Annotated in this window: 22 protein-coding genes; 16 read left to right on the top strand and 6 right to left on the bottom strand. The window is 57.3% G+C overall.

What is annotated here, in order from left to right:
* Positions 1-37: 37 nt before the first annotated feature.
* Entirely contained in the window at positions 38-571 is a 534-nt protein-coding gene (gene idi / locus AC6I8L_RS06145; protein ID WP_058961584.1) for an isopentenyl-diphosphate Delta-isomerase, read from the top strand.
* A 29-nt stretch (positions 572-600) separates the two neighbouring features.
* Here idi and AC6I8L_RS06150 read toward each other — a convergent pair whose 3' ends face one another.
* Positions 601-2,067 (bottom strand): MFS transporter, encoded by a 1,467-nt coding sequence (locus AC6I8L_RS06150; RefSeq protein WP_058961583.1) that lies wholly within the window; start codon positions 2,065-2,067, stop codon positions 601-603.
* Positions 2,068-2,285: 218 nt separating this feature from the next.
* On the opposite strand from AC6I8L_RS06150, the gene osmF reads away from it, so the two are divergent.
* Genes osmF through AC6I8L_RS06170 form a run of 4 tightly spaced genes read left to right on the top strand, consistent with a single transcriptional unit; the run spans position 2,286 to position 6,023 of the window.
* Entirely contained in the window at positions 2,286-3,194 is a 909-nt protein-coding gene (osmF, locus tag AC6I8L_RS06155) for a glycine betaine ABC transporter substrate-binding protein OsmF (RefSeq protein ID WP_058961582.1), read from the top strand.
* Between the two features lie 3 nt (positions 3,195-3,197).
* Positions 3,198-4,364, top strand: a complete 1,167-nt coding sequence (locus AC6I8L_RS06160; RefSeq protein WP_058961581.1) for an ABC transporter permease — start codon at positions 3,198-3,200, stop codon at positions 4,362-4,364.
* Entirely contained in the window at positions 4,357-5,292 is a 936-nt protein-coding gene (locus tag AC6I8L_RS06165; RefSeq protein WP_058961580.1) for an ABC transporter ATP-binding protein, read from the top strand. Before AC6I8L_RS06160 ends, AC6I8L_RS06165 begins: the two co-directional genes overlap by 8 nt.
* The gene (locus AC6I8L_RS06170) at positions 5,292-6,023 is read left to right on the top strand and encodes an ABC transporter permease (RefSeq protein WP_058961579.1); all 732 of its coding nucleotides are present in this window, start codon (positions 5,292-5,294) and stop codon (positions 6,021-6,023) included. Before AC6I8L_RS06165 ends, AC6I8L_RS06170 begins: the two co-directional genes overlap by 1 nt.
* On the opposite strand, the gene AC6I8L_RS06175 is transcribed toward AC6I8L_RS06170, so the two are convergent.
* Entirely contained in the window at positions 6,004-6,111 is a 108-nt protein-coding gene (locus AC6I8L_RS06175; protein WP_230598998.1) for a YohO family small membrane protein, read from the bottom strand. The two genes, AC6I8L_RS06170 and AC6I8L_RS06175, sit on opposite strands and share 20 nt — an antisense overlap.
* Positions 6,112-6,194: 83 nt before the next feature.
* Positions 6,195-6,929 (bottom strand): MerR family transcriptional regulator, encoded by a 735-nt coding sequence (locus tag AC6I8L_RS06180; protein ID WP_058961622.1) that lies wholly within the window; start codon positions 6,927-6,929, stop codon positions 6,195-6,197.
* Between the two features lie 151 nt (positions 6,930-7,080).
* On the opposite strand from AC6I8L_RS06180, the gene AC6I8L_RS06185 reads away from it, so the two are divergent.
* A complete protein-coding gene (locus tag AC6I8L_RS06185) occupies positions 7,081-7,644 on the top strand; it encodes a helix-turn-helix domain-containing protein (RefSeq protein WP_058961578.1) in 564 nt (187 codons plus the stop codon).
* The gene (locus AC6I8L_RS06190; RefSeq protein WP_498014296.1) at positions 7,641-8,069 is read left to right on the top strand and encodes a GNAT family N-acetyltransferase; all 429 of its coding nucleotides are present in this window, start codon (positions 7,641-7,643) and stop codon (positions 8,067-8,069) included. The genes AC6I8L_RS06185 and AC6I8L_RS06190 overlap by 4 nt, the downstream gene beginning before the upstream one ends.
* Positions 8,070-8,079: 10 nt before the next feature.
* On the opposite strand, the gene AC6I8L_RS06195 is transcribed toward AC6I8L_RS06190, so the two are convergent.
* Entirely contained in the window at positions 8,080-9,051 is a 972-nt protein-coding gene (locus AC6I8L_RS06195; RefSeq protein WP_058962194.1) for a LysR family transcriptional regulator, read from the bottom strand.
* Between the two features lie 157 nt (positions 9,052-9,208).
* Here AC6I8L_RS06195 and argH point away from each other — a divergent pair, with 157 nt between their 5' ends.
* The 7 genes from argH to AC6I8L_RS06230 are packed head-to-tail and all read left to right on the top strand — an operon-like array spanning position 9,209 to position 16,227.
* The gene (argH, locus tag AC6I8L_RS06200) at positions 9,209-10,636 is read left to right on the top strand and encodes an argininosuccinate lyase (protein ID WP_058962195.1); all 1,428 of its coding nucleotides are present in this window, start codon (positions 9,209-9,211) and stop codon (positions 10,634-10,636) included.
* Positions 10,637-10,646: 10 nt separating this feature from the next.
* Positions 10,647-11,525 (top strand): amino acid ABC transporter permease, encoded by an 879-nt coding sequence (locus tag AC6I8L_RS06205; RefSeq protein WP_058962196.1) that lies wholly within the window; start codon positions 10,647-10,649, stop codon positions 11,523-11,525.
* 13 nt (positions 11,526-11,538) lie between these two features.
* On the top strand, positions 11,539-12,303 hold the full coding sequence (locus AC6I8L_RS06210) for an amino acid ABC transporter ATP-binding protein (protein WP_038648005.1): 765 nt from the start codon (positions 11,539-11,541) through the stop codon (positions 12,301-12,303).
* Between the two features lie 19 nt (positions 12,304-12,322).
* Positions 12,323-13,144 carry an ABC transporter substrate-binding protein gene (locus AC6I8L_RS06215; protein WP_058962213.1) on the top strand — a complete coding sequence of 274 codons (822 nt, stop codon included), beginning with the start codon at positions 12,323-12,325 and terminating at the stop codon, positions 13,142-13,144.
* 12 nt (positions 13,145-13,156) lie between these two features.
* Positions 13,157-14,002 carry a polysaccharide deacetylase family protein gene (locus tag AC6I8L_RS06220; protein ID WP_034820981.1) on the top strand — a complete coding sequence of 282 codons (846 nt, stop codon included), beginning with the start codon at positions 13,157-13,159 and terminating at the stop codon, positions 14,000-14,002.
* The gene (locus AC6I8L_RS06225; RefSeq protein WP_058962197.1) at positions 13,995-14,882 is read left to right on the top strand and encodes a polysaccharide deacetylase family protein; all 888 of its coding nucleotides are present in this window, start codon (positions 13,995-13,997) and stop codon (positions 14,880-14,882) included. Before AC6I8L_RS06220 ends, AC6I8L_RS06225 begins: the two co-directional genes overlap by 8 nt.
* Positions 14,866-16,227 (top strand): MmgE/PrpD family protein, encoded by a 1,362-nt coding sequence (locus AC6I8L_RS06230; protein WP_058962198.1) that lies wholly within the window; start codon positions 14,866-14,868, stop codon positions 16,225-16,227. The genes AC6I8L_RS06225 and AC6I8L_RS06230 overlap by 17 nt, the downstream gene beginning before the upstream one ends.
* A 947-nt stretch (positions 16,228-17,174) precedes the next feature.
* On the opposite strand, the gene AC6I8L_RS06235 is transcribed toward AC6I8L_RS06230, so the two are convergent.
* Together AC6I8L_RS06235 and speB are read right to left on the bottom strand one after the other, a co-directional pair.
* Entirely contained in the window at positions 17,175-18,260 is a 1,086-nt protein-coding gene (locus AC6I8L_RS06235; RefSeq protein ID WP_058962199.1) for an iron-containing alcohol dehydrogenase family protein, read from the bottom strand.
* Positions 18,257-19,216 carry an agmatinase gene (speB, locus tag AC6I8L_RS06240; RefSeq protein ID WP_058962200.1) on the bottom strand — a complete coding sequence of 320 codons (960 nt, stop codon included), beginning with the start codon at positions 19,214-19,216 and terminating at the stop codon, positions 18,257-18,259. Before speB ends, AC6I8L_RS06235 begins: the two co-directional genes overlap by 4 nt.
* A gap of 124 nt (positions 19,217-19,340) precedes the next feature.
* Here speB and AC6I8L_RS06245 point away from each other — a divergent pair, with 124 nt between their 5' ends.
* Both AC6I8L_RS06245 and dinG read left to right on the top strand, forming a co-directional pair.
* Positions 19,341-20,237, top strand: coding sequence for a LysR family transcriptional regulator (locus tag AC6I8L_RS06245; protein WP_058962201.1), 897 nt, complete (start codon positions 19,341-19,343; stop codon positions 20,235-20,237).
* Positions 20,238-20,291: 54 nt separating this feature from the next.
* The gene (gene dinG / locus AC6I8L_RS06250; protein ID WP_058962202.1) at positions 20,292-22,469 is read left to right on the top strand and encodes an ATP-dependent DNA helicase DinG; all 2,178 of its coding nucleotides are present in this window, start codon (positions 20,292-20,294) and stop codon (positions 22,467-22,469) included.
* Positions 22,470-22,539: the final 70 nt, after the last annotated feature.

Consider the following 22,539-nt stretch of genomic DNA (forward strand, 5'->3'; position numbering starts at 1 on the left):
TGTGTACAATAGCTGAGAATTATCTGAAGGAGTTGTCATGCCCGCCATTGAAGTTATTCTCGTCGACCACCTCGATCGTCCCACCGGCAAGATGGAAAAGCTGGAAGTACATGAGAAAGGATTGCTGCATCGTGCGGTGACGGTCTACGTGTTCAATTCGCGCCATGAACTGCTGCTGCAACGTCGTGCAAACGGTAAATATCATTGTGGCGGCTTGTGGAGCAACACCTGCTGCGGCCACCCTTATCCGCAGGAATCGACCCGGGATGCCGCTGAACGTCGCTTGCGTGAAGAGATGGGGATGCAAGTAGCGCTGACGCCAGTGTTCGAACTGAGCTACAACCTGCCATTAAGCAACGGTCTGACCGAGCACGAGTATGGCCATGTGTTCTTCGCCACCAGTGATATTGAACCCAACCTGAATCCGGAAGAAGCGGATGCCTGGTGTTATCGCTCGATTGAGCAGATTCAGCAGGAGATGCAGGATCAGCCCGAACAATTTACGCCCTGGTTCCTGCACACCTTCCCGCGCATTCCCCATACGTTCGGCGATTTCCGCCTGACCGCATAAAAAACGCCCCTTAACGGGGCGTTGTTGTCTTAAGTGAAGTCTTCCGCATCCACATCGTAGCCTGAGGGCTCCCAGCGGATCGCCAGCAGCGCCAGCAAGCCAATCAGCGGGGCGAGGAAAATCACCCAGAATACGCCGGTGCCGAATGTCGCCACCAGTAGTGGGAACAGGAACAGCGACACGGTTGAACTGCCGCGCATCAGCGTCTGGTTAAAACCAACCCCCACGCCGCGCAGTGAAGCGGGGTAGCTCAGCGAGGCAAAGGTCATGGTGTGTGAGCCCGGGCCAAACCCCTGACCAAACAGGAACAGCGCCAGCATCGCAATCGCCAGTGCCGCTTGTTCACCGCCTTCCGGGCGACCAATCAGCGCTAACCCCAGAAGGGCAATGCACTGACAGCTGTAACCCGCCACCGACATCTTCCACGCGCCGAGACGCGGCACCAGACGCACGGCCAGCAAGCCACCCACGAAAGCGAACAGCAGATTCAACGCCAGCGACACCAAAATAGTGGTCAGCATCGATTGCGCAAAGAAGCTGGAGATGATCACCGGCAGGCCAAAGGCCACCGCGTTGTAGGCGAACGAAGAGGCGATGGAGGTGACGGTCGCCAGAATAGTACGACGACGATAAACCCCCTGCAGCAGCGCGCCATAGTTACGCCAGCTGGCTTTGCGCACCGGCTTGGCCTGCGTGAGATCGGCATCTTCCGCGACATGGGCATTGATGTTGTAGGAGCGCTGCAGGATCTGCGCGGCGCCGTGCAGGTTGCCCTGATTGGCCGCCCACACTGGAGACTCACTCATATAACGGCTGCGAATGGCAATAATCAGCAGCGCAGGTACCGCGCCGAAGCCGAGGATCAGTCGCCACAACCAGTCGGTGTGACTTTCCGGCAGCACCGCATACAGCAGCAATACCAGCAGGTAGGAAATACTGATTGCCGCATACCAGGTGGGGCACCACATCGCCACGCTGGCCGCTTTATTTCCCTGCCCGCGCAGTTTTGAAAACTCGGCAAGAAACGCCATGGCGACAGGAAGATCGATGCCCACGCCCAATCCCATCACAAAGCGTGCACCGCCCAAAACGTATTCGTTAGGGGCAAAGGCACAGGCCAGCGCTGCAACCACAAAGAAGAACATATCGGCCATAAACACGCGGTAACGGCCAATTTTATCGGTGAGATAACCGCCAATCAGCGCACCGACAATCGCGCCGAAGGTAATCGCCGAAGCCACCATTCCGGTGCCGGTCGGCGTCAGGTTAAATTCGCGTGTGACGTCTTTGATACCAAAGGCGAGTGCACCGAGGTCATAGGCATCGAGGAACACACCGCCAAGGGCGATGGCCACCACGATGCGCGCATTGCTGCGAGACTCGTTGCTGTTATTCACGAGATTCGATACGTCAGCCGCGCTGCGAATCCATTTGGTTTCGCCAGTCGGCGTATTCCCTGCCAGCGCCACGTGCGCCGGAGAAGCTAAGTCGGACATGATGTTATGTATTTTATTGTAAAGAGTGGGACTATGAGAATAAGCCTGTACTTACGCATTAAAAATTCCATTTGGTTATAAGTCCTGCGAATGGGTTATAAGAAATGCGCATTAAATAGCAGAAAAAGCTCGAACTGAGGCGCTTGACCGCCCCCATCCTGTTTCGCCAGGCTACGCTTGATAGTCACAGACTGAAAACATAAGCAGAGGACAGCGGCATGATTAAGCAGGGTTTATTGGGGATGATCGCATTAGCGATGAGTGTGGGCGCTGCGAATGCGGCCGATCCGGTCAAGGTCGGTTCAAAGATTGATACCGAAGGTTCGCTGCTGGGCAATATCATCCTGCAGGTGCTGGACAAACACGGGGTAAAAACCGTCAACAAAATCCAGCTCGGCACCACCCAGGTGGTACGCGGGGCCATCACTGCGGGCGAGTTGGATATTTATCCGGAATACACCGGTAATGGCGCGTTCTTCTTTAACGATGAGAAAGACACGGCCTGGAAAAATGCGCAGCAGGGCTATGAGAAGGTGAAAAAGCTCGATGCGGATAAAAATCATCTGGTGTGGTTAACCCCTGCGCCCGCCAACAATACCTGGACCATCGCGGTGCGCGGCGATGTGGCACAGAAAAATAACCTTAACTCCCTCGACGATCTCAGCGCCTACCTGAAAAAGGGCGGCACCTTCAAGCTGGCGGCCTCAGCCGAATTTATCGAACGCAGCGATGCGCTACCGGCATTTGAAAAAGCCTACAACTTCAAGCTGGATCAGTCTCAGCTGCTGTCGCTGGCGGGCGGTGATACGGCGGTAACCATCAAGGCGGCGGCACAGCAAACCTCCGGCGTCAACGCAGCCATGGCCTATGGCACCGATGGCCCGGTGGCCGCGCTCGGTTTGCAAACCCTGACCGATCCCAAAGGCGTCCAGCCAATTTATGCCCCTGCGCCAGTGATTCGGGAAAGCGTGCTGAAACAGTATCCGGAGATCGGCAACTGGTTGCAGCCGGTGTTCAGCAAGCTGGATGAGAAAACCCTGCAACAACTCAATGCGCAGATTGCGGTTGATGGTCAGGATGCCAGCCAGGTGGCGAAACAGTGGCTACAGCAGAATAAGTTGCTGTAAGCGGTGCCGTTACTGTTATCGAGACCGCGCCAGCAGCCGGTGCTGCTGGTGCTAACGCTGCTGATCACTTGCGCGCTATTGGCTTTGCCGTTACTCAGTTTCGCCGCCAATCGCCTGGTGTCCGGACAGCCGCTGATGCTGTGGCAGGTGACGCAGTCCTGGCTGCTGTTGTTGCCGTTACTGTGGCTATGGCAAGGATTGTGGTGGAAGCCCCGGCGTCGCAATCTGGTGATGGCCTTGCTGGATGCCGAGATACTGTTTGCGCTGCTGGTGTTTATTGGCGGGCAGACGGCGGCGCAGCTGGCTAACAGCGGCAGCCCGCTGGCACGCACGGCCTTTGGCAGCGGTTTATGGTGTGCCGCGGCGTTGGCGCTGTTACTGGCAGCCGAGGCCATCCGCCAGCTGACAACCAGCACCCCGTGGCGAATTCTGCTGAATCTGCAAATCTGGATTGTTCCGCTGCTGTTATTGCTCAGCGGTCACCTCGACCACCTCTCCCTGATGAAAGAGTATGCCAACCGCACGGCAGTATTTGATGCCGCCTTCAGCCAGCATCTGCTGTTGCTGGCTGGCACGCTGTTGCCGACGGTATTCATTGGTTTGCCGCTCGGCCTGGTGATTGCCCGACGACCGCGCTGGCAAAGTGCCGCTTTCAGCGTACTCAACCTGATCCAGACTGTGCCTTCCGTGGCGCTGTTTGGTCTGCTGATTGCGCCGCTGGCAGGGCTGGTGGCTCACTTCCCGGTGCTGGCAAGTTGGGGCATCAGCGGTATTGGTCTGGCTCCGGCGCTGATTGCGCTGGTGCTGTATGCGCTGCTGCCGCTGGTGCGCAGCGTGGTGGCGGGGTTGCAGCAGGTGCCGCAGGAGGTACGGGAAACCGCGCGCGGTATGGGCATGAGCGCGATGCAACAGTTCTGGCACGCCGAACTCCCGCTGGCGCTGCCAGTATGGCTCTCGGGCTTGCGTGTGGTGGTGGTGCAAACCATTGGACTGGCGGTGGTCGCGGCGCTGATTGGTGCCGGTGGCTTTGGCGCCATTGTATTTCAGGGATTACTCAGCAGCGCACTGGATTTGGTGTTGCTGGGCGTGATTCCGGTGGTGGCGCTGGCGGTGGTGTTTGATGCCGCATTGCGTTTACTGTCGGCACTACTGGAGAGAACCGATGATTGAGTTTCACCAGGTAAGCAAAATGTTTGCGGGCAAAGCAGCGGTGCGCGATCTCACTTTGCATATTGAGAAGGGCAGTTTCACCGTGCTGATCGGCACCTCCGGCTCGGGCAAATCCACCACGCTGAAAATGATCAACCGGCTGGTGGAGCATGACAGCGGCGAAATCCGCTTTGCCGGTGAACCGATTGAACGCATGGATGCACGTGCACTGCGGCGGCGTATTGGCTATGCCATCCAGTCGATTGGCCTGTTCCCGCACTGGAACGTGGCAAAGAACATTGCCACGGTACCGTCACTGCTCGGCTGGCCGCAGGCAAAAATTCAACAGCGCGTAGAGGAGCTGCTGGCGCTGCTCAATCTGGATACGCATCTGGCGACGCGTTTTCCCCATCAACTTTCCGGCGGACAACAGCAGCGGGTTGGCGTGGCGCGCGCGCTGGCTGCCGATCCCGAATTGTTGCTGATGGATGAGCCCTTTGGCGCGCTCGATCCGGTGAACCGTCAGGCGCTGCAACAGGAGATGCTGCGTATTCAGAAGCTGTCAGGACGCACGGTGGTGCTGGTGACGCACGACATCGACGAAGCGCTGACGCTGGCGGATCAACTGGTGCTGATGGACGGCGGTGAAATCGTGCAGCAAGGCAAGCCGATTGAGTTGCTGACGCAGCCTGCCACGGATTTCGCCCGCGAATTCTTTGGCCGCAGCGAGCTTGGCGTGCGACTGCTGGCATTGGGACGTGCTGGCAGCGCCGCGCGGCGCGGCGAGTGGCTGGACGGTGAGCCAATAGCCGCGCACCTGACGCTGCGCGAGGCGCTGTCTCAGTTTATCGCTCGGCGCACCGACAAACTGCCGGTGATCGATCAACATCAACAGCCGTTGGGTGTCCTGCACTTTAGCGATCTGCTGCGCCAGCGGGAGGCAATCTGATGCGTGTCTGGCGCGATCCACTGTACTGGCTGCTGGCGGTGTTTCTGCTGCTGCTGTGGGGGTTGCCGCACAGCGGACCGCTGTTTGCCCACTGGTTCCCGCAGCTGGAACGTCCGCTGTATCAGCAAGAGAGCTTCTGGCGGCTGGCCCTCGCACATCTGTCATTGGTGATCAGCGGCAGCGCACTGGCGATTATTTTTGGCGTAGGCAGTGGTGTTTTTGCGACGCGACGCGCCGGGCGGGCGTTCAGGCCGTTACTGGAGACGCTGGCGGCAGCGGGGCAGACCTTCCCACCGGTAGCGGTGCTGGCGATAGCCGTGCCGGTGATGGGCTTTGGCGCGACACCGGCCATCATAGCGCTGTTTCTTTACGGGCTGTTGCCGATTTTGCAGGGAACGCTGGCAGGTTTAGACAGCGTGCCGGACAGCAACCGGGAAATTGCCGTGGGGCTGGGCATGGGGCCATGGCGGCGCTTATGGCAGATTGAGCTGGCGCTGGCCGCACCGGTGATCATGGCAGGGGTGCGTACCTCGGTGATGATCAGCATCGGCACCGCGACCATCGCGTCGACAGTGGGCGCAGAAAGCCTGGGATCGCCGGTGATTATCGGACTGAGCGGCTTTAACACCGCCTATGTGATTCAGGGGGCGCTGCTGGTCGCCCTGTTGGCACTGATTTGCGACCGCGTGTTAGAACGCGTGCAACGTCAACTCAGTGGCTGGGAAGGATAAGACTGTAGCCCACCAGCATCATGCCGCCCATGCCACCAATGGCCATCACGGCAAACAGGGAGCCAATGAGAATTTTATTCCAGTTCATAAGGGAAACCTGAGAAAAGTCATGGAGTGCGGCATGATAACGCGCACACCCGGCAAGGCAAAGGCCGTGTGTGCGATTTTTTGTCAGGCGGGATCATGAATATGGGTGGCAAACCCTTGTGCCTGCCAGTGTTCAAACTGCTCCAGCTGCCGACGCGTCGGTTTTTTACCGGTCCAGATAAACAGATTCTGACCGGGGAACAGCTCAGGACGCGGCATATCCAGCGGCTCGGCTAAGACATCCATACGCCAGCCCTGCTGCGACAAGCGCCAGGCTTCCAGCCACAGGCGAGTGCGATCTTCCACGCCCCAGCCAATCATCAATGCATCTTTGCCGGCTTTTTTACGGCCGCCCGCCAGGCAAAACGCCACGTAATCAATCAGCGCGCCATCCAGCAGGCTGCACATGGTACGGGCGGTATGTTGATCCAGTCCCAGGCGCTGGCGCACCGGGACAAACACGTGATCGATCAGCGCATCCACTGGATGTTCGCGGCCAATGGTGGCAATTTTGGTGCGCAATTTAGCCGGACGAACGTGACGCAGCACGCTCATCAGTTCTTCCTGCAGCGCGGTCCAGCCATCGTGCACATTAACGGTTTGGCCTTCCAGCAGGGCTTTCACCTTGCCAACAGGCACACCGCTTTCTATCCAACGCTTGATCTCCTCAATGCGCTGAACATCTTCATCATCAAACTGGCGATGACCGCCTTCTGTACGCTGGGGTTTTAATAAACCGTAACGGCGCTGCCAGGCGCGTAGTGTTACTGGGTTGATTCCACAGCGTTCGGCAACATCGCCGATACTGTATAAGGCCATGGCGTCCTCGAAAATTCTGACCTGCATTACAACACCTTAACCGCCACGCCTATGTTGTACAACTCTTTTGTTTCTGTACAACTTGACGTTTTGCGCAATATCAGGTGATATCTCACTTGTGAGATTTATTTCCCATAAATGAGAGGTGGACATGTCTGTACCGGATACCGAAGATCGATTGGCCGCGCGTTTAGCCGAATTGCGGGTGCAACGTGGCTGGTCACTGGACGAACTGGCGATGGCTACCGGCATCAGTCGGGCTTCATTGTCGCGCATTGAACGGGCGGAGACCAGCCCCACAGCCGCTTTGCTTAACCGACTGTGTGTCGCCTATGGCTTGACCATGTCGCGCCTGTTGAGTGAAGTGGAAGAGGAAGCCGCGCTGCTGCTGAAAGCGAGCGACCAGAGCGTTTGGCGCGACGATGCCAGCGGTTATTTGCGTCGCAGTGTCTCGCCGCCCGCCAGCCATTTCAAGGCCGAGCTGGTTGAGAGCGTGTTGCAACCCGGCGCGCGCATCGATTATGACGCGCCGCCGGTACAGGGGCTGGAACAGCATATCTGGCTGCAATCCGGCGAGCTGACGTTCACCATGGACGATCAACGCTGGACATTGCAGGCGGGGGATTGCCTGCGTTTTCATCTCACCGGCAAATCATCATTCCAGGCGCATCCTGAAGGCGGCGCACGTTACATTCTGGTGGTGTGCAAACCATGATTGAAATTGAACAGTTAAGTGCCACTCAGGCACAGCCCCTGCTAGCCGCGTTGACCGAGGTGCTGCAGGGTTGCGTGGCTGACGGGGCCAGCGTCGGTTTTATTGATGCCGACGATCGCGCAGCGATGGAACGCTTCTGGCAGGATAAAATCTACAGCCTGGCAAGCGGCGATAATCAGCTGCTGGTGGCGCGGCAGCAGGGTGTGATTGTTGCGACGGTAATGGTCGGGTTTAGCGCCATGCCGAATGGGCGTCATCGCGCGGAGATCAGTAAATTGCTGGTGCATCCCGCTGCTCGTCGCCAGGGAATTGCGCGTCGACTGATGCAGCAGGCTGAGCAACTCGCGGGCTCCATTCCGTTGTACGCTGAATCGACGGAAGGGGCGCTAGATGCCACCACGGTGATGTATAAAGTGGTGGGATGATTGCACCAACTCAGTGCGCCTCATCTGCCTCTGTCAGGCCCAGTGATTGCATAAATAGCCGGATAATCGGATTAATTTTCCGGCCTTTTTTCATCATCAGGCAGAACGGATTTTCGCGGCGCACCGATTCATCGCCCAATTCACACAGCTGCCCACGCGCAATAAAGGGCGCGGCATAATGTTCGGGTAAATAACCAATAAAGTGCCCGGTTAAAATCAGCATGGCGACGGATTCAACTTGTACGGCTTGCGCACCGCTGTCCTGTAATGGAATGAGGCGACGGTCATCGCGCGGCGTAACATATAAATGATTAATGATTTTCTGCTCACGTAATATTTCCACCGATATATTCTTATCACAAGATCCAGAATATAAAGGATGTGACATGGAGCAATATAATTTCGAATATTCTTTATAAAGTGGGAAGTAATCAAAATCACTTTTCATTTCATAAACCGGCGCAATACCACAATGAAATCGGCCTTCACTCATCCCGCGTTCAATATCATCTAATTGCGCAGTCTGTAAGCGAATCTGCACCTTTGGTGCTTTCTGGTGCAACTGTTGCACCGCCGCGGTGACCGGGGAGTGCGGATCAGAAATGGTGTTATCCACCACGCAAATCGCGATGTCGCCCAGCAGTTCATTACGGCTGTTGTGCAGACGTTCGCGGAACAGATTCAGCGAAACGAACAGCTCCAGCGTGGCCTGATAGACATTAATGCCGTACTGCGTCAGCTCAAAGCCTTCGCGCCCCCGGCTGCATAACGTCATGCCGAGGCGAATCTCCAGATCGGAAACCTGCTTACTGATGGCGGCTAAACCAATATTCAGTTCGTTGCTGGCAGCGGTTAATCCTCCGGCTTCCACTACGCATTTAAATACCCGTAGCAATTTTAAGTCGATATTACTCAGTGCCAGAACCGCATTATCGCCGCGATTATTTGCATTGTTTCCAGACTGGGAAACTTTACTTTCCATCTTTGCTATTCAACTCCGGAATAATTGCGGTGAAAGTACAGTGAACCTGAAACATGACGTATTTACCAGTGCGAGCGTGAAATAAGTTTTTATTATCACCTCTGGTTCATTCATATCTTTTTCATATCGCTGACGAGTATCTGCAAGGGGAAATAGCATGTCTGATAATGCCGAACTGTTATGGGGTGCGCGCTTTAAAGCGGCACCGGCGGCCAGTTTAACCGCGCTGTCGCGCAGCCCGGATTATTACTTTGCCCTGGCACCTTACGATTTAGCGGGATGCCGGGCACATGCCCGTGAGCTGGCTCGCGGCGATCTGCTGAGCAGCGAAGAACTCAATACTATGCTGGCGGCGATTGATGCGCTGGATGCTGATTATCGTGCAGGCAATCTGCACCCGATTGCGGCTGATGAAGATGTCCATACCTTCATTGAACGCGCGCTGACTGAACGCTTAGGGCCACTGGGCGGCAAACTGCGTGCAGGTCGTTCGCGTAACGATCAGACCGTCAACGATTTGCGCCTCTACCTGCGTGATAACGGCCGCAAAGTGGTCAGTGCGTTACTGGCACTGCAGCAATCTTTGGTTGAGCAGGCCGCACAGCACACCGAAAGCGTGGCGCCAGGCTTTACCCATTTACAGCAGGCACAGCCGATTGTGTTTGGTCATCAACTGCTGGCCCATGCGCAATCTTTTGCCCGCGATATCGAGCGCATGCAGGACTGGGATCGCCGCAGTGCCCGCTGCCCGCTTGGTGCGGCAGCGATGGCCGGATCGGCGATTGCGCGCCAGCCGGAAAAAGCGGCTGAAGATCTGGCTTACCTCGCACCCTGCGAAAACTCGATTGATGCGGTGGCCAGCCGCGATTACGCCGCAGAATTCCTGTTCGTCACCAGCATGATAGGTATCAACCTGTCGCGCCTGTGCGAAGAAGTGTGCATGTGGGCTTCGCGCCAGTTCCGCTGGGTGGAGTTGCATGACAGCTATGCTACCGGCAGCTCAATCATGCCGCAGAAGAAAAACCCGGACATCGCCGAACTGACGCGCGGTCGTTCAGGCCGTTTAGTCGGCAACCTGATGGCGTTGCTCACCACCATGAAAGCCATGCCGCTCTCCTACAACCGCGATCTCAGCGATGACAAACGTAACGTGATTGATGCCGTGGACACGCTGCTGCTGGTGCTGCCTGCCATGGCCGGCATGATGTCGACACTGAAATTCAACACCGACGTCATGCGCGAACAGGCACCGGACGGTTTCACTCTGGCCACCGAAGTGGCCGACTGGCTGGCGATGCGCGGCGTGCCGTTCCGTGAAGCCCATGAAATCACCGGTCAGCTGGTGCAACTGTGTGAACGCGAAGAGTGCGGCCTGTCCGACCTGAGCGATGCGCAGTTGCAGGCCGTCGATGCACGTTTAACGCCAGAAGTGCGCAGTGCCCTGACGCTGGAAGCGGCACTGGCGGCACGCAGTGGCTATGGCGGCACCGCCCCGGCACGCGTACGCGAACAGCTCGCGCGCTTGCAAATCCTGATGCAGGACCAGCAGCGCTGGACTGAAGATTACGCTGGCCCGCGCGCCTGAGGAGACGTCTATGTCCCAATCCACCCCGGTTGAACCCAGCTTGAAAAATAGCCGCGAGCAGATGCATTACGATCTGGATCGCTATCAGGTGGTGCCACGCCGCTATTACGGCCGCATCACGGCTTCAGCGGTGATCCTGGTGCTGATGGCATTGCTGGTCAACGCCTTCGCCCACGGCAACATTGAATGGTCGTTTGTCGGCCAGTTCTTTACTGCCCAGGCAATCCTTAATGGCGTGGTGAACACGCTGATTATGTCGGTGCTGGCGATGGGGCTCGGCATCCTGTTCGGTGTGATCACCGCGATTATGTATATGTCGCCCAATCCGGTGCTGCACTACATCGCCGTGGGTTACGCCTGGATCTTCCGTGGCACGCCGCTGATTCTGCAACTGCTGCTGTGGTTTAACCTCGCGCTGGTGTTTCCCACCATCAGTATTCCCGGCGTGTTCAGCGTACAAACCGTCACCATCATGACGCCATTCCTTGCGGCACTGCTGGGTCTGAGCATCAACCAGGGGGCTTATACCTCCGAAGTGGTGCGCGCCGGGTTGTTGTCCGTGGATACCGGACAGTACGAAGCGGCGAAAGCGATTGGTATGCCGCGTCTGCAAGCGCTGCAGCGCATTATTCTGCCGCAGGCGATGCGTGTGATTTTGCCGCCGGTGGGTAACGAATTCATCAGCATGATCAAAACCACCAGTCTGGCCAGCATGATTCAGTACTCCGAACTGCTCTACAACACGCAAACCATTTACTTCGCCAATGCGCGCGTGATGGAACTGCTGTTCGTAGCCGGCATCTGGTACCTGATCATTGTCACCGTGCTGTCGTTTGGTCAGAGTCGCCTTGAGCGCTTCTTCTCACGCGGCCACCGCCAGCGTCAGTAATTGGGAGAGAGAGATGAGAAACATCGTGCGCGCCGTCAAGGTGAACAAATATTTCGACCAGTTCCATGCGCTGAAGGATGTCAGCCTCGAAGTGAATTACGGCGAGGTGATGTGCATCCTCGGGCCATCCGGCTCCGGTAAAAGTACCTTCCTGCGCTGCATCAACCAGCTGGAAAAGGTCGATCAGGGTGGCATTTGGGTCGACAACGAATTAGCGGGCTATCGCATTGCGGGCAACAAACTGCATGCGCTGAGCGATAAGCAAATTGCCCGCCAGCGTCTGCAAACTGGCATGGTGTTCCAGCGCTTTAACCTGTTTCCGCACAAAACCGCGCTGGAGAACATTATCGAAGGGCCGTGCCGCGTGTTGCTGCGTCCGAAGCGTGAAGCGGCGGAAGAGGCGATGGCGCTATTGGATCGCGTCGGCCTGGCACATAAAGCGCACGACTATCCGCAGTCACTGTCCGGCGGGCAGCAGCAGCGTGTGGCGATTGCCCGTGCGCTGGCGATGAAACCGAAACTGATGCTGTTTGACGAACCCACTTCGGCACTGGATCCGGAGATGGTCGGCGAAGTGTTGGCGGTGATGCGCCAGTTAGCAAAAGAGGGCACCACCATGCTGGTGGTCACTCACGAGATGGGCTTTGCCCGTGAGGTGGCGAACCAGGTGGTGTTTATGGACGAGGGACGCATCATCGAGCAGGGCGCACCAGAAGACATTCTGTTGAACCCGCAAAACCCACGGATGAAAAACTTTATTAACGCGATTCTTCTTTAACGTGACCGGGGTGAAAAACATGAAAAAACTGTTATTGAGTGCCATCAGTGCCGCGCTGTTACTGCAATCTACTGCCTGGGCGGATATCGCCGTACCAGCGGCTATTAAAGAAAAAGGCCTGACCGTGGCAATCATGCCGAACTATCCGCCAATGGATTTTAAAGATCCGGCCACCAGCCAGCTTACCGGTGTGGATTACGATCTCGGCCAGGCGATTGCGGCCAAGCTGGGCGTGAAGATCAACTGGCAGGAGATCGCCTTTGAGCAGATGGTGAACGCGGTGGTGACCAAGCGTGTTGATTTGGTGATGTCCGGTATGACCGACACCAAAGAGCGCCAGAAAGTGGTGAACTTTATCGACTACTTCAAAACCGGCCCACAGTTCTACACCCAGGCCGCTCGCAGCGACATCAACAGCGCCATGGATCTGTGTGGTAAGAAGGTTGGCACCAGCCGTCGTACTACCTTCCCGGTAGAGATTGCCAACTGGTCTAAAGCGCACTGCGAAGCCGCTGGTAAGCCAGCCATCATCGTCGTTGGCGCCGAAGGGACGGCGGATGCACGTACCCAGCTGCGTCAGAACCGTCTGGATGGCGTGGTGCAGGGGAGTGAAACGCTGCCATACATCATGGATCTTGAGAAAGGTAAATATAAGCCGCTCGATAAAGCCTTCTCCTTCCAGTACACCGGCATGGCAATTGGTAAAGATGCAGGCGAATTGACCACAGCTATTCAGGCAGCGATTGACGCGATGATTGCCGATGGCAGCTACCAGAAGATCCTCGCGAAATGGGGTCTGGCTGACAATGGCGTGACTCAGGCGACCGTGAACCAGGGCTAAAGGAGCGTAGCGATGCAACAACCGGGCGCAGTGCGCTGGCCGCAGGGGAAACGCGGCTGTATGGCGCTGGCGTTTGACCTTGATGGTCCCACCGGCGATGCCATGTTGAATGGCAGCCTGTGGTCAACGCCAGAATATTTCACCTTTGGTGCGTATGGGCCGTACCGTGCGCTCGGGCGATTGCTCGACCTGCTGCGTGCTTTCCAGATTCCCGCCACGTTTTTTGTACCAGCGTGGGTGGTGGAACAGTGGCCGCAGCAGTGTCAGGCGATTATCGAACAAGGCCACGAAGTGGCCTATCACGGCTATCGTCACGAATCATTCTGGGCGATTTCGCCGGATGAACAGCGTGCCGTGATGGCGAAATCCGCTGAAATCTTTAAACAGCATTTGGGCATCACCGCCTGCGGTTTCCGCACGCCGTCAGGTGACTGGCATGCCGAAACGCCACAAATTCTGCGTGATGCTGGGGTGATTTACTCCAGCAGCATGCGCGGGGACGATCGTCCTTACAGCATCCCGGTGGCGGGTCACACGCCGCTGGTCGAGATCCCCGGTAAGTGGGAGATGGATGATTACGCCTCGCTGGCCTATACGCGCCAGCCTGACTTCCCGAAAGGCGGCGATCGTATTGCCAGCTATGCGCATACACGTGATAACTGGCAGCGCGAATTCGACGGCGCAATGGATGAAGGCCTGTGCCTGACCACCTTGTTCCACCCGAAAATTTCCGGCCAGCCGGGACGTATCCTGCTGCTGGAGCAGTTGTTTGAACATATGACGGCGCGTGACGATGTGTGGTTTGCGCGCTGTGATGCGGTGGCGCAGTGGTATCTGCAGGAGCAACAGCATGACTGAATCTTCCCGCTGGCCGCTGGGCTTCCAGTCCGCCGCCATCCTGACCATCGATTTCAATGATATCCACGGTATTTTGACCCAGGCACCTGCCGTCGTCGGACGCGATAAAACCCTGTCGGTATGGCGTTATGGCACCCTACGCGGTGTGGATCGCTTGCTGGCGTTACTGGCAGAAAAACAGCTGCAAGCCAGCTGGTGCTTACCGGCAATTGTGGCGACAGAGCAGCCTGAACTGATTAAACGCATCGTGGCCAATGGCCATGAAATTGCCTGCAGCGGCGAGCGCCATGAAGACTTCTCGGCGTTGTCGCTGGAGCAGCAGCTCGCCAGCGTGACGCGCGGCTGTGACCAGCTGGCACAGCTTACTGGCAAACCGATTCAGGGTTTCCGCACACCAGCAGGACAGTGGAAACCGGGTCTGGCGGAGGCGCTGATGGATCAGGGTATTCGCTGGTCATCAAGCTGGCGCGGCGACGATCTGCCGTACTTCCATCCCGGCACGCGGCTGGTGGAATTGCCAATGCACTACACGCTGGAAGATGAACCCTATTTTGCCTTTAACCTGAGCCCGGCCATCCCGCCGGGGCAGTCGCGGATTGCACCTTATGCCGAAACGCTGGCGAACATGACACAAGACTTCCAGGGCTTCCACCGATTTGGCCTGTGTTATCTGCTGCGCCTGCATCCGGAAATTATCGGCACTGCCGGGCGCATCGGCTTGCTACGTGAACTGATCGAGACGCTGCAACAGCACAATGTGTGGATCGCCACAGCGGAGCAGGTGGCGGCGCATTGGCAAACGCAGCCGGACAATGATTTTTCCCATCCGGCAGAAGTGTTTACCCGCATCACGGGAGGTGCGCATGGCCTCGACGCTTGAACAACTGGCGGCATTTATCGCCGACACCCGTTTTGAACAGCTGCCTGACGCGCTGGTCGAACAGGCGAAGCGCCATCTGCTGGATACGCTCGGGGCGTCACTGGCGGGCAGCGACAGTCCTATCTGGCGCGAGTGTTTGTCATTGGCGCTCGCAGAAGGTGGGCATCAGCAGGCACAAGTGTGGGGAAGTGCAAAGCAGGTGAGTCCACGCCAGGCGGCATGGCTCAACGGCGTGGCCGCACATATGTATGAGTTGGATGATACCGGCGGCTGCGATCACTCTGGCGCGGTGGTTATTCCCGCCATTCTGGCGGCACTGCCTTTGGCGACGCAGCCGGTTGACGGCCAGGCGCTGCTGGTGGCAATGGTGATCGGTTATGACGTCGGACGCCGGGTGCTGGAAGCTTGCGGCGGCTACTCTGCGCATAACGGCGCAGGCTGGCACTCCACCGCCAGCTGTGGCGTGTTTGGTGCCGCAGCGGCGGTGTGTTCACTGCTGCTGCTGGATCGCGAGCAGTGCGCGTCGGCCATGGGCATTGCCGCCAGCTTTAGCGGTGGGCTGTGGGGCTTTATTCACGACGGCTCGCACACCAAAAAGCTGCATGCCGCACGTGCAGCTGAAGGTGGCGTGCAGGCGGCCTTGTTGGCGCAGCGCGGTATCAACGGACCCTCGGCGGTATTTGAAGCGAAGTGGGGCGGATTCCTGCAAACCCTGGCATCTGAAACACAGCAACCCGCTGCATTAACCGCCGACCTTGGCGTGGTGTGGAAGCTGGCGCGCTGCTCGATCAAGCCGTATGCCGCTTGTCGCGGGACGCATTCGGCGATTGATGCACTGGGGTTACTGCTGAAAGAACACCCGGTGCGTGTCGAGCAGATTGAACGTATCGTGGTAGGGCTGAATCCGTTCCTGCTGGAGATGTGCGGCGGACGTGAGCTGCAGAGCCTGGCGAGTGCACAGATGAGCCTGCCGTATGCACTGGCGGCGCGTGCGCTGTACGGCTCCGCTGAATTGTCCAGCTACGATGATGCCAAACGTCTGCATCCAAATGTGGAAGCCTTTATGGCGAGGATTGAGCTGGTGATTGATGAGCAGCAGGGGCGGGATGATGAGCCGTGGGTGCGGATTGAAACCCAACAGGGCGAGCAGTGGCAGCAGCATGTGCCGGTGCCATCGGGTGCGCCCGCGAATCCGCTGAGCCTTGAAGCGCTGCTGGCTAAATACCGCAGCTTAGCGGGGCGCGTGTTGCCGGTTGAGCAGGTTGAACAGCTGGAAGCGATTTGCGTGGAGTTGGATGACGTCGCAGATGTGCAGGAAGTGGTGACGCTGCTGGCTCGTGCATAGGGTGTAGGTGTAAAAATTTGCACCTAAACCTGTCGCAGTGCCTTGGGTATGCAGGTTAATTTTTATCTCCGCAATTTTATTTTCAGGCGCTGCTGTTACTAATAGGCGGTGACGCAGGCCGGGGGCGCTTTGGCGCTGGCGTCCTCGCGCCGCTGACGCGGTCCCCTCACTTCGTTCGTCTGCCTGACGGAACGGCGGGGGATGGCACATCCCTGTGCCGCCCCGCCTTTCGCCCGCGTCCTGCGGGCTATCCTGGCAGACTCACTCAGTTCGGCGCTGCGGATTGTCTAGGCCAAATCGCCCCCAGCCTGCTCATTAACCATCGTGCTTGCTGTTAAATGCAGCCTGGTTTTAGTCCATAGCGGGCATGTTGATCCAGATCTTCCAGACTGCTGCTGAAGTGCGTGCTGGTGAAAAGGGCAGACTGTTTTCGATAATAGCGTCTGAGGTCATCCAGATATCCCAGCCAGCTGATTAGCTGAAGTGCTTGCTGTTGAAAAGGGCACATTGCGTAAGGCCGCAGCACCGCTGATGCTGCAAGGGCTATCCGCAGCGCTAAGGCTTCTACGTTGGGATGAGAGATCCACACAGGGATGACCCCAATTTTACGGTCTGCTGATCAACTGAAGTGAATGCTGTTGGAAGGGGCACAATATTTGAGGCCGTAGCACCTCTGATGCTGCAAGGGCTATCCGCAGCGCTGAGGCTTTTACGTTGGGCCAGGAGATCCACGCAGGGATGCGTGGATCAGTTCGGGGCCGACCAGGGATGGTCGATCCCCGAACGGTCCGTCGGCACGACGTGTAAGCCGAAGGAACCGCGTCAGCGGCGCGAGGACTGCCCGGCAGCAGCAGAGGTGCTACGGCCCGCACTCAGCACAGGACTCCCCCCGAACTAAACACACCTGCACTATACGTTCTCACTCCGTACTAGTATTCGGCCCAGAATTAAACCCGCTCAGCCAACCCTTCAATCCGCTGCATTGCCTCCAGCAGACGGGCTTCAGTCACGGTGACTGACATATTCTCCATATCCGGCGCATGCACAGATTCACGCACAATCAGCGCCAGCTCGGCATCATCCAACTCGGCAATCTCACGCAGCGTCAATGGCACACCGCAGTCACGCGCCAGACGCATCTCATCCAGCACCTCTTCATCGCTGCGATCTTCCAGCGCCAGCAGGCACAAGTTGCCAAAGCCAACCAGCAGGCCATGACCAAACTCACGTGTCTTATCGCAGAAGGTAAAACCTTCATAAATCGCATGTGAAGCCGCTGCGTGGGCGCCGTTGCTCATCAGCGAGGTCAATCCGGCCCAGGTAAAGATCGCATCCAGCACCTGGTCCAATGAGGCGCTGCTTTCGCCGCGCAACACCGCCGCATAGGCCGCCGGGCCGTGTTCCGCGATCACGTCATAGCAAATCTGGCTATGTGCCAGCGATGACAATGCATTGCCTTCGCGCGCCGGATGGCGGACGCTAACCGCGCGGAACTCATACCATTTTGCCAGGGTGTCGCCCAGACCAGCAGCCAGCCAGCGAGCAGGGGCTTTGGCCAGCAACTCACTGTCGATGATTACTGCCGCAGGGGCCTGTGGCAGCGGGAAAATATCGAAGAAATTGCCGTTATCGTCGTAGCGAATGGTCAACGGCGTCACTGCTGAGCAGGTGGCGGCAATGGTCGGGATGGTGATAAACGGCAGCCCCAACTGCGCACCCACGGCTTTCACCGTATCCAGCGACTTACCACCGCCGACGCCAATGATCACCTCTGCCTGCAACTCGGTGGCGATGGCGGCCAGACGGTTAATCTGGTTAATCGAGGTCTCACCACCAAACCACTCCTGCGCCAGCAGCGTCACGTTGGCTGACAGCAGTTGAGCGCGCACCTGCGCTTCCACCGATTGTAATGCCTGATGGCCGCCGATCAGCAGGGCGCGTTTGCCCAGCCCCGCGCAAATCTCGCCCAGTTGATTGATCACACCCGCGCCGCGCAACACGCGCGCCGGAAACACCAAATTCTGTTGTGTCATGCTTTCTTCTCTGTGTAACGGACGCCGGGCAATACGCACAGCATCTCATAAAGGATATTGGCCGCCAGCTGGGAGGTCATGCCGCTGATATCGTACGGCGGTGACACCTCGACCAGATCGCCACCGACCAGATTGAGTCCGCGACAGCCGCGCACAATCTCCAGCCCCTGCATCGAGGTCAGGCCGCCCACTTCCGGTGTACCGGTGCCGGGCGCCCATGCAGGATCGAAACTGTCGATGTCATAGCTGAGATACACCGGACCGTCGCCGATGCGCGCTCGCACTTCAGCCATCAGCGGCGCCATGGAGCGATACCAGCATTGTTCGGCAGGCACCAGATGGAAGCCCTGATCGATACCCCACTGAAAATCATCGGCAGCGTAGCCTTGAGCGCGCTGACCAATTTGCACCACGCGCTGGCAGTCAAGCAGGCCTTCTTCCACCGCGCGGCGGAATGTGGTGCCGTGGGCGATCTTCTCGCCAAACATCTCATCGTTAGTATCGGTATGGGCGTCAATATGGATCAGGCCCATCGGCCCGTGCTTCTTTGCCAGCGCGCGCAAAATCGGCAGCGTCAGCGTGTGATCGCCACCGAGCGTTAACGGGATAATCGGCCAATTGTTCAGCTCGGTATAATAGTTTTCGATGATATCGACCGACTTCAGCAGGCTGTAAGTATTGATGGGCACATCGCCGAGATCGCCGACGCGCAACGATTCAAAAGGGGCTGCGCCGGTTGCCATGTTATACGGGCGAATCATCACTGAATCGGCGCGAATGGCGCGCGGCCCATAGCGCGTACCGCTGCGTTGCGATGTTCCGATATCCAGCGGAATGCCTACAAACGCCACATCAAGATCGGCAGGGGATTCGGCAGCGGGCAAACGCATCATGGTGCCACGGCCAGCGAAACGGGGCATCTCGTTGCCACCCTGCGGCTGAGGAAAATCGGTCATCACGAACTCCTTCGGCTAAGTGAGTCTTATCATGGCCTGAGGGAGGCGCGGGAAAAATCCTTGACAGTAAATAATCACTTCATAGATTGGTTAACTTTAGTCAGTAATCACTGAAGGAAATGCGGTGCAAACATTACCTAATCTCAAACTGCTGCAGGTGTTTGCCAGCGTGGTGGAAAATCAGGGCTACTCGCGTGCACAGCAGGCGCTGAATATGACCACCCCCGCCATCAGCGCTTACATGAGTGAGCTGGAAACGCAGCTGGGGTTTATTCTGTGCCAGCGCGGACGTGGCGGCTTTACCCTCACTACCAAAGGCGAGCAGTTTCATCGCTACAGCCAGGAAATGCTGGCCACGCTGGCGGGTTGGCAGGAGCAGGTCGAGACGCTGAAAAGCGCGCAAGGTGGCACCTTTTCACTGGGCGTAGTGGATGCGACAGTGACTGACAGTACGCTGGACCTGCCGGCAGCAATTGCGCGCTTTAATCAGCGTTTTCCGGCGGTATTTTTTAATCTCAGCGTGCGCGATCCCAATGAACTGCAGCAGCAGTTACTGGAAGACCGCCTTGATCTGGCAATCGGGCACTTTCCACTGCGTGCCAGCAATCTGGTCACCATTCCGCTTTATGAGGAACAACACTGGTTGTATTGCAGTCCTCACCATCCACTGGCGCAGGGCGATCCGGATATGCGCACCGTGCAGCAAACCGGCATGGTGACGCGGCGTTACTGGAATCAGCAGGAGTTAAACAAGCGCGGCTTCCGCCAGACTAACGCCTCAGTGGAGAGTATAGAGGCGCAGTTGACGCTGATCCTCTCCGGGAGATATATCGGCTATTTGCCGGAACACTACGCGCAAAGCGGAGAACAGCAGGGCACGCTATGCCGCTTGTTACCTCAGCATTTTCACTTCCGCGCACCGTTTTCGTTTGCCTTCCGCCGTGGACGCGCGCGCGAAACGCTGATCCGCGCGATGCGTGAAATTCTGAATCCAGCGCGAAAAAATAGCAGTGAAAGCTGACGCTGCGCCGATACTGTGTAAAAATACAGGCCAATTCAGCAAACAGTAATCAACATGGCCCTGACAGCAGCGATAAAAAGCCAGATTGCGCAATGGTATAAGGCGCTGCAGCAGCAGGTTCCTGACTTTATCCCCCGTGCGCCACAGCGTCAGATGATCGCTGAAGTGGCGAAAAGCCTGGCCGGTGATGAAGGCCGCCATCTGGCGATTGAGGCCCCCACCGGCGTGGGCAAAACCTTGTCTTATTTGATCCCCGGCATCGCGGTAAGCCGCGCCGAGGAGAAACGGTTAGTGATCAGCACCGCCAACGTCGCGCTGCAGGATCAAATCTTCAGCAAAGACCTGCCGCTGCTGAAAAAAATCATCCCCGATCTCACCTTCACTGCCGCATTCGGCCGTGGCCGCTATGTCTGTCCGCGCAATCTCGCGGCGCTGGCTGCGACGGAAGATCAGCAAGGCGATTTGCTGCTGTATCTCGATGAAGAAGCGGTAACCGGGTCGAAAGAAGAGCAGAAGTTCTGTGCCAAACTGGAAAAGCAACTCAGCAGCTACAAATGGGACGGCCTGCGCGATCACTCCGATGTCTCAATTGATGACAGCCTGTGGCAGCGCCTTTCCACCGATAAAGCCAACTGCCTGGGGCATCACTGTCGCTGGTATCGTGAATGCCCGTTCTTTGTTGCACGTCGTGAAATAGAACAGGCGGATGTGGTGGTGGCGAACCATGCGCTGGTGATGGCGGCGATGGAGAATGAATCCGTCTTACCGCCTGCCAAACACCTGATGCTGGTGCTGGACGAGGGCCATCATCTGCCGGAAGTGGCGCGTGACGCGCTGGAGATGAGTGCGGAAATCACTCCCGGCTGGAGCAGTTTGCAGCTCGATCTGTTTGTGCGGTTGGTGGAAACCATCATGGCACAGTTCCGCCCGAAATCGCCGCCACCGCTGACCAACCCTGAGCGGTTAAAAGGCCATTGCGATGAGATGCGTGAACTGCTGCAAATCCTGTGCGACGCGCTCAATCCGCTGTTACCCGCGCACAATCAGCCGGGTGAGTTTCGTTTTGTGCTGGGTGAGTTGCCGGAAGAACTGATGACGATGTGCGCACGGCTTTTCAAACTGAGCGATGCACTGCGCGGTTTGAGCGAAGGGTTACTCAATGAGCTGGGTGAGCAAACCGGCAAAGCCGACATCATGCGTCTGCATCGGGCGATTATTCAGCTTAACCGCCAGTTCGGCTGGTTCGAATCAATCAGTAAACTATGGCGGCTGGCGGCGATGGAGAAAGCTTCCAACGCGCCGGTATCGAAATGGATTACCCGTGAAATTCGGGACGGCCAGGCGCATCTGCTATTCCACTGCGCCGGGATTCGTGTCAGCGATCAGCTGGAGAAACTGCTGTGGCGCAAGATTCCGCATGTGGTGGTGACCTCGGCGACCTTGCGTTCACTGAACAGCTTCAATCGGCTGCAAGAGATGTCAGGGCTAAACGAGAAAGCGGGCGATCGCTTTGTGGCGCTGGATTCGCCATTTAATCATGTCGATCAGGGCAAGCTGGTGATCCCGCAAATGCGCTATGAACCGCTGATGGCTAATGAAGCGGAGCACATTGCCGAGATGGCAGGCTTTTTCCTGCAACAAATGGCAGAAGAGAAGCACAAAGGCGTGCTGGTGCTGTTTGCCAGCGGGCGCGCGATGCAGCAGTTTGTCAGCCATGTCAGCGCATTACGCTTATCGATGTTGGTGCAGGGCGATCAACCTCGTTCGCGCTTAGTGGAGCTGCATCGCCAGCGAGTCGAAGCGGGGCAAACCAGTATTCTTGTTGGACTGCAGTCTTTTGCTGAAGGCCTGGATTTAAAGGGCGATCTGCTGACGCAGGTGCACATCCATAAAATCGCTTTTCCCCCGGTAGACAGTCCGGTAATTTTGACCGAAGGGGAGTGGTTGAAGAGCCTGAAACGCTACCCGTTCGAAGTGCAGAGTCTACCGAGCGCTTCGTTTACGTTGATTCAGCAGGTCGGCCGTCTGATTCGTAGCCATCACTGCTTTGGGGAGATCGTGATATACGATCGGCGACTGCTTAATAAAGCTTATGGCAGTCGGCTGCTGGCCGCCTTACCGGTGTTTCCGATTGAGCAACCTATGGTGCCCGAAGCCAGCATCAAACCAGCGGTCAAAGCAGTGGTTAAAGCCCCGGTAAAATCAGCGAAGCGTAAAAGTAAGAAATCTTAGGTGTGCCCAGACGCACATCAATGACCTTTTGGCAGCCGGTTATCGGCGCGCCCTGGAAGCGGGAATGCCC

The organism is Type-E symbiont of Plautia stali, from assembly GCF_059731115.1.